General features: G+C 46.2%; 6 protein-coding genes and 1 pseudogene. 1 reads left to right on the top strand and 6 read right to left on the bottom strand.

Annotated features, from left to right (window positions below):
• Positions 1–136: 136 nt before the first annotated feature.
• The gene (locus DSM107010_RS36065; protein ID WP_199756001.1) at positions 137–373 is read left to right on the top strand and encodes a hypothetical protein; all 237 of its coding nucleotides are present in this window, start codon (positions 137–139) and stop codon (positions 371–373) included.
• Positions 374–455: 82 nt separating this feature from the next.
• Here the strand turns inward: DSM107010_RS36065 and DSM107010_RS36060 are convergent, their stop codons facing one another.
• The 6 genes and pseudogenes from DSM107010_RS36060 to DSM107010_RS39125 all read right to left on the bottom strand — a co-directional run.
• Positions 456–3,524 carry a two-partner secretion domain-containing protein gene (locus tag DSM107010_RS36060; protein ID WP_106169114.1) on the bottom strand — a complete coding sequence of 1,023 codons (3,069 nt, stop codon included), beginning with the start codon at positions 3,522–3,524 and terminating at the stop codon, positions 456–458.
• 352 nt (positions 3,525–3,876) lie between these two features.
• Positions 3,877–4,725, bottom strand: a pseudogene (locus DSM107010_RS36055) (IS1 family transposase).
• Between the two features lie 224 nt (positions 4,726–4,949).
• Complete coding sequence (locus DSM107010_RS36050) at positions 4,950–5,246, bottom strand: type II toxin-antitoxin system RelE/ParE family toxin (protein WP_106169115.1); 297 nt, start codon at positions 5,244–5,246, stop codon at positions 4,950–4,952.
• A complete protein-coding gene (locus tag DSM107010_RS36045) occupies positions 5,246–5,470 on the bottom strand; it encodes an addiction module protein (RefSeq protein ID WP_106169116.1) in 225 nt (74 codons plus the stop codon). The genes DSM107010_RS36050 and DSM107010_RS36045 overlap by 1 nt, the downstream gene beginning before the upstream one ends.
• 43 nt (positions 5,471–5,513) lie before the next feature.
• Entirely contained in the window at positions 5,514–6,686 is a 1,173-nt protein-coding gene (locus tag DSM107010_RS36040) for a hypothetical protein (protein WP_106169117.1), read from the bottom strand.
• Positions 6,679–6,984: hypothetical protein (locus DSM107010_RS39125; RefSeq protein ID WP_158631962.1), on the bottom strand; the 306-nt coding region annotated here is incomplete at its 5' end. The genes DSM107010_RS36040 and DSM107010_RS39125, both read right to left, overlap by 8 nt.

The raw sequence follows: 6,984 nt of genomic DNA, 5'->3' as shown, positions 1-6,984 counted from the left end.
CTGTAGGGGGCTGCCATACTAATTCCCAATTGCTCTGCTATCCCTACTATAACGTCCTAATTTAACTTCGTAGTGCTATATTGCCAAGAATTTATCCTCGCCAGAAGGTGTAGCTTATCATGCGGATGGAATTGCCGTGGTAGCTGAAACTGGTACGCAAAGCGTCAGAGCGATCGATATTAATACTGGAAAGAGTTTAACCCTGAAGCAGAACTTACCAATCGGCTTACCGGGCTTTCCAGATGGACCTCCACCTTATGGACTCACAGGAGTGGCGATCGCAGGGGATACAGTTTACGTCACTGGAGATCTAGACAATTCCATTCGGACGCTGAAGCTTGACTTCAGCATTCGCCACAAGCTCAGGCAATGATTTCGGCTCTCGATCCAAATTGTTCTCATTTTCTGCAATTCTTGCTGTAGCGATCCATTTCAATTTCGCCGATCGCGTCTTGCTAGCGGACAGAACAAGTAGCAGAGGTAGACCAGGCATTGTGAGGAGGCGAGGTCGGTGCTTGTGCGACTAAAGTAAGATTGCCATCACTATCCGATATCCATCCTTGCGCCTCTACTATTTCATTTTGGGAGGGCTTAACAGCTTTTTCATTTTGCCAATTCTTGCCTATCTTGCCTTTACTGTTGTCAATAGCTGAATTCTTCGCTGAAGAATCCAATGCTACCCAATCTACCTGCACGTTGTTATTCGTGAGAACATCTGTAGGGTTAGGTGGCAAGCCACCACGTCCGGTAATAATAAATTGGCTGCGATCGTTTCCTGTACGAGGCTGACAGGCTTGAGAAACTTCGGTTGTGACTGGTACAGAAGGCAGATTGACTAAACTACGATTGAGTTTGACTTCCGGTGTATTGATATTGATTGTACCGCTCAAATCAGGACTGGTTCGGGAGAATGCTGTGATATTATTTGTGGCTAGCTGTTGCGGATCGAGCCTAGTTGAGTTGTCACCTGCCAGTAAACTCATTAAGTCCGATCGCGTCAGCTGTTGCATTCCGAAAATGCTGTCGGAGTCAATCCGAATGCTGCCACCCAAACCATTAAAAGCATTGGCAGTGATGTCGCTATTTTCATTTGGGGCAGCAATAATGAACCCATGATGATTGTCGATGGAGATGTTACCGCCATCTCCACCAGCACCAGCAATCCCCGCAGTAGTAGAGATTTGGCTACCACGACGTAGGGTTAGGAGGTTTATTGCTTTTAAGCTGATGTTGCCGCCATTTCCCGACGCGGCTGTAGCTAAGATTCCCGCTTTATTATCCAGCTCGATCGAGCGAGAGTCAACCTCTATGTCTCCAGCAATTCCCTGCCCAAAACTGTCGGCATTTAGTAGAGCGCCATTGGCGATCGAGAGCGATTGCGTTGAGACGTTAATATTGCCGCCGGAGCCTGTAGATCCGGCATCTGTGTCAGCAAACAACCCACTGGCAGCACCCTGATTGCGTACAACTGGTCTGCCAATTAAAGCGAATCGTTCGGCATACGTTGGATCGCTGCCTGAGAGGGTAATACTGTCAGTTGCATCCACTATAATATTGCCAGCATTACCACCATCACGACTGGTAGTGAGAATTTGTCCGCCATTGAGGACGTTGAGTGTATTGACATGAATTTTGATATTACCTCCATTTCCACGTGCATTAGTGGCAGTGCCAATAACAGCACCATCAGTCAGCGAGAGTGAATTAGCTGTAATATTAATTTCTCTGCCGTTACCTATAGATCCCCGTTCTAGAGTGCTAAAGGCATTACTGGATCTTCCATTCGAGCCAACACCATCAAAGGAAACTGCACCTTTGGCGTTAATTGTCACACTTCCAGCATCTCCTTGTCCAAAACTAGCAACGAATAACGATGCACTATTGGTGGCAGCGAGTGAGTGAGTGTCGATCTTAATCTCTCCAGCGTTGCCCCGTGCTGTCCCAAAAGCGGCACTGCCTAAGCCACTGGATTCTCCATTGCTTCCTACTCCATCTAAGAAGATATTGTTGGCATTAATTGTTACAGTACCAGCATCACCCTGCCCGTGAGTGTGGGCAACAATATTCGCACCACCTGATACAGTTATCTTAGGTGCATTGAGAGCGATCGCACCCCCATTACCAACGGCATTGCGAAACACTTGACTACCTACGCCAGAGCTAAATCCATTGCTACCGACACCATCGATCGAAATGGCATCGCTAGCATTAATCGTTATGCTGCCAGCATTCCCCTGCCCTTCAGTGTGGGCAATTATCTCAGCACCATTTGATAAAGACACGCTTTCTGCATCGATCGCAATCTTGCCCCCATTGCCTCTGCCTGTTGAGTTCAGGTTAGCAGCAAGGGTGGTTGCTTCTCCACGACTGCTGACTCCATCAAACAAGGCGGTATCGAGTGCCTTAATTGCGATATTGCCAGCATTCCCTTGCCCCTGACTGTTAGTAAGCAATTGAGAGCCATTGGTAAAAAAGAGCGATCGCCCAGCAATACTAATATCGCCTGCATTGCCAATTCCTATTCCTAAGTTGGAAATCGTTGCATTATCGACTGAAACGTTTCCGCGAGCATTAAGTGCAATTTCTCCAGAGCGATCGCCTAGAGATTGGAAATTCAAATCTATTCCAGCTTGCAAATTGCTACCTGAGAGGAGATCGATATTGTTAGCGTTAATATTTATACTGCCTCTACCGTCACCATTAACCGCAATTTTTGCGTCATCAGTGACGCTAATATCCTGAAAATTAGCGGTGTTTTGGTAATCTAGTAACCAGCCAGAATTCGCTGATACTAAACTGACAGCGTTAGCGGCTGCCATACTGCCTAACTCGATTCGTCCTCCCTTAGCTGTCATGTGTCCGCCTGCGATCGCCACTTCTCCACCAACCAACCCTAAAGTTGCTCCTGGCTGAACGGAGAGTCCCACGATTTCGCCGCGACTATTGGTGACGCGGGAAGAGTTGACGATTTTTCCAGGATTTGACTCTAGCTGCAAACCAACAGGTACGCTAATCGTCAGTAGAGGTGAAGGGGTTTGAGGATTAGTGGCACTGAATTGAAAGCCATCGGCAAACTTGATGCTACTGGCTGTACTTGCAATAAATGAGCCACCAATATTTAAGGCAGCATTGGAATCAAAAATGATGCCATTAGGATTGAGTAGGAATAGGTTGGCAGTGCCATTGGCTCGAATTAATCCATCTATATTAGATATTGACCCACCCGTCACCCGACTAATAATATTTTGAATGTTGGTTGCATTGTTAAAGTGAGCTGTCGTGTCAGTGGGGACAGAAAACTGTTCAAAACTGTGAAATAAGTTTGCACCTGCTTCGGTTCCGCCAGAAACAGTTGTGATGTTGTCCTGCATTGTGACAGTAGAATTATTAGGTAAAGTACCATCGGGTAGAATCTGGGCAATAGCAGGATTTTCTAAAAGAGCGTTAGCGAAGCTTAACGAAGTTATCGCTCCGCCTAGCACTAACCAATTCCCAAGCGTCAATTTCCAGCCATAAATTTGCATATACACTCTGACATGACTACGAGCTGCTAATTATCTCTCCTGCGGGTAACATTTTACACAATATATGCTGCTGCAAGGTCTGTCAAGCCTAGAGAGTGTTATGAACTTTCACTTTCTTCACTCACTACAGTTTTTGTTTTGTACTTAGGAGTTACATAACTTAATTATTTATCAATCGATAACAACGGAATTTCAAAAGCTCTAAAATATTAGGCAATGTTTCACCAGTAGGAGCGAAATTAGAAAAGAACCAATTCATCAAATCCCGACTGTAAAAGGAGTCAACTCATGAATAATCTAGACCAGAATTGGAATAACATATTCGATCAGTATACGACAGATGGGTCATGCCCTACAAAAGTGTGGGATAGGTAGCGATGTCATTCCAAGTCCAAGGACGATCGGTTAAATCTGCTCGCTGTGCGGCTGTAGTTCCCAGGCATGAATGCCGCCATATCCAGTCGAAATAGCTGATAACAAGTCTCACAGTAACCTCGGTCTCTTGCCACAGCTTGCTAAATTTGTTCTGCCGTCGATGCCAGCGCCCAGTTTGCTGCCGTAGAATAGCGTTGGTACGCTCCAATCGTTGCGTCAAGGCTTGACTGATGTAATGGTCAACTTCTGGAGCGCAGAACTCGCTCATATCCTTGCCAGCCATCAGTACCCCACTCCTTACAATCGGTCTTAGCTTCAGTACTAACCACTAACTCCTGCGCTAAGGAGTCGGTATGCTTACCAACGCGACCACACAGGATCAACCCACTCAATTGAGCCAAACTTAGAGCGATCCAGCAATCTCCCGCTTCGAGTTCATCCGGCGGGCTGTGATGAAGTGTTTTTTTCCACAAATGACCACAACTCATCCGCAGCAATCGCATCCGTACTAACATTTTGAACTTCGGCATTATGTACCATCTGCGCTTTTTGAGCCGCTACTTGAACAATACTGACTACAGTATCGTAAGCTAAGCCACTAATACGACTGATACCCCGCAAACTGCTGCCGAGACTCATGGGATTGCAGCACAATCCTCACATCTTCTTCGCTCACTTGACGGCGATAGTAAAGAGTATCGAAAGTATCGGTAAAGGTTTGTTGGCAACTAGGACAGAAGTAGCGTTGGCAACATGAACTCGTCTTACCGTGTTTATGCGGTTTTTCATGACCATACAAGGGACATTTCACTGGACTGTTCAAGATTGACTACGCCTTATTCAGTTTAGCAGTCCCACACTTCCCTACTGCACGACCGAAAATTGGGGCATCGGATTAGCTAGCACTTGCTAATCTCGTCTGCGACTCCGTAACATTGCTCCAAAAAATGAATAGTTAAATGTTAAACAAAATGGTGATTATCATGTTGTTTAATGTTGAATTATTAATGGAACAGCAATCCTCACAGCACGTTAGCAGCACCTTCGGAACTACAATCTATCTTGCCAGGATTTGGGATTACGTCTACTGTGAAAACAAGCGATGACAGAAACGACTTCTTGCTCAAAGATATAAAGAATTCCGTAGGGGAAGCGTCGAATTAATGCTCGTCTTGCTTGTTTATAGATTGTTGGATAAGCTAAAGGGTTACTTCCAATGCTTGAAAGGCAGGCATCGACTGCACGAACAAATTGCGAACCTAACCCTAAACTCTGCGCTTCATACCACTCAAAAGCATCTTGAATATCCAATTCTGCCTCTGGGCGAATAATCAGCTCATAGCTCATTAGGCTCGACCCAGACGTTGTTTCACTTCTTCCCAGGTCGAGCCTAATGTTGGCTCTTGCTGATACCGTTTTAGTCGGCGGTCGAGTTCCTGACATTGGGCATCAGTTAATGGAGGCTCATTCTGCTGGTCTAGAATACTATCCCACAGGTCTTCAGCCAGTTGAATACGTTGGGCGATGCTAAGTTGAGAAATTTCAACTTTGAGGAAAGGGTGAGTACTCATGGAAATAGCGCAGGTGCAATAGATGCTGTTATTTTAAATCCTATCATTTTCCACAACTGACCCCGTAATCTTTCTCCATCACTTCCAAGTACCTCAACTGCCTCGGTGTCAAATATAACGACCGCTGTATCGTCTCCAAAATCGCATAATCCACCACTTCTAACTCGGCTTTCAACAAGTTGCTAACTCGCGACGAAACTGACAATAAACTTATACGATCGCCCTCACTCATATCTATAGATTCCACTTCTTCTTCCCTACACTGGATTGTCTCACCCTTCAGGCTAATATAAATGTGGTAGAAATGCTCGCTGATATGTTGAACGATCCCCCAATATCCATCGTAAGCCCGCAAGTCTGCGTGACGGTAAGCTCGCACTACGACCGCATCCTCAACTCGACATTGATTGCGATCGCACAACGGAACATGAGTGCGCTCCTTGACCACATCCACAATACTGCGTTTTGCTGCATTTTTATCCGATAACAGCATTGTGGCAACCGCAGTAGAGACATCTTTCTCGGTTAGGGGGCGATCGCCTGCAATTTCTCCTGCTTGGGACAGCGCCAGCGAATAATATTCTGGCTTCAGCTTGGATAAAGGGCGCAACTGACGTTCTGGCATTGTCCCCACCGGAAGATTGAGATACTCTTTCTCTATCCGTCCCGCTTGCAATTCTTTTTGTAGAGTCGAGCGAGCTTTAACAAAATAGTTGGATAGCATCAGCTGTTTCATGCTGGAATAGCCAAGCGCCTTGTAGCCTTCTCTCATTTCTAGCTCTACCAGCAGTACGCGGATTTGAATGCAATGCTGGTTAATTTGCTCTACCGCTGCCCTTGCCTCTAATGCAGTCATCGGAGAAGCAACGCTCAATACTTCAACATCAAACGTTTCAATATCAACTGAGGTTCCCACGGGAACCTCGTTTAACATTAAACGATTTGTGGATCGCTCTTTAGAGCGATTAGCCGACTCCAGTGCCACAACCTGCTCGCTCTCCAACTCAATTGCTGGTTGCTCTAACTCCAATGATGACAGCGGTATTCTTTCTCTTGCACCACCATCCAGTGCTACGATGCCTGCGTCAGCAGAGGGCAGAGCCGTAATTTCTCCTGACATCCCAGCCAACAGAGGATGAACTGCAATCATCACGCGATCACCAATCCGAAAATTGTAACCAGCAACATCCGTGCTGCTTCGGGTCTGATTATTCATAGCACAAACCCCGCTCTAGTTGGTTGTCAATTTGGGCGATCGCTATTACCCGATCGCATTGTTGTTGATGCTTTCTCTGCTTGATTTTCTCAATCTGCTCTTTGCACATCCTCAATCCCGACTCACACACCTGTCGCCCAACATCAAAACTGTCGAGCGACCGCTGCATGAACTCGGTAACCGATACGACAAACCGATTCACCGTCACTACCTGTTGTCGCTGGCTAAGGACGGGGAGTTGCAGTCTCCCCTCAGAATCTCGCGATTCTGCCTCGCCTTCAAAACCGTGCTTAACAGT

Source organism: Chroococcidiopsis cubana SAG 39.79 (genome assembly GCF_003991895.1).
Lineage (GTDB): Bacteria > Cyanobacteriota > Cyanobacteriia > Cyanobacteriales > Chroococcidiopsidaceae > Chroococcidiopsis > Chroococcidiopsis thermalis.
Note: the sequence above shows the minus strand (reverse complement) of the source record. Positions and strands in the feature narration are given on the sequence as shown.

Bases quoted from the DNA above. Each gene is read 5' to 3' on its own strand.
- DSM107010_RS36060 (WP_106169114.1), bottom strand. From the start codon at position 3,524: ATGCAAATTTATGGCTGGAAATTGACGCTTGGGAATTGGTTAGTGCTA.
- DSM107010_RS36050 (WP_106169115.1), bottom strand. From the start codon at position 5,246: ATGAGCTATGAGCTGATTATTCGCCCAGAGGCAGAATTGGATATTCAA.
- DSM107010_RS36045 (WP_106169116.1), bottom strand. From the start codon at position 5,470: ATGAGTACTCACCCTTTCCTCAAAGTTGAAATTTCTCAACTTAGCATC.
- DSM107010_RS36040 (WP_106169117.1), bottom strand. From the start codon at position 6,686: ATGAATAATCAGACCCGAAGCAGCACGGATGTTGCTGGTTACAATTTT.